Here is a 347-nt window from a genome sequence, read left to right as displayed (position 1 = left end):
AGCCCCCGGCGGACGACGACGCCGGCTCGCCCGCCGCGCTCGCTGGGAGCACCGGGTCCGCCGCCGACGTCGCCGTCGAGCAGGCGGACGAGATGCCCGCCGGGAAGGCCGAGCAGAAGGCCGACGCCCCGGAGGGCGGTAAGAAGCCGGCTGACAACCTCCCGGTGATCGACGAGAACTTCGACTTCAAGGCGCTCTCGTTCGCGGCCATCTCGGCCGCGCACAAGAAGGCGCTGGGTCCCCGCACCGTCACGGCCGAGGACGAGACGGTCGAGGACGGTGCCGACGCGACGGCGTCGGCAGCCTCCCCTGCCGAGGCGTCCGCCGGCTCCCCCGCCGAACCACCG

The 347-nt window shown here is 74.6% G+C and carries 1 protein-coding gene; it reads left to right on the top strand.

Annotation, left to right across the window (positions count from 1 at the left end; translation table 11 throughout):
- A partial coding sequence (locus PROKR_RS34445; RefSeq protein ID WP_036962606.1) for a hypothetical protein occupies nucleotides 1-347 on the top strand: 347 nt, incomplete at both ends.

Source organism: Promicromonospora kroppenstedtii DSM 19349 (genome assembly GCF_000515355.1).
Taxonomy (GTDB): domain Bacteria; phylum Actinomycetota; class Actinomycetes; order Actinomycetales; family Cellulomonadaceae; genus Promicromonospora; species Promicromonospora kroppenstedtii.
The sequence above is the reverse complement of the archived record's forward strand: the minus strand, read 5'-3'. Positions and strand labels throughout refer to the sequence as shown.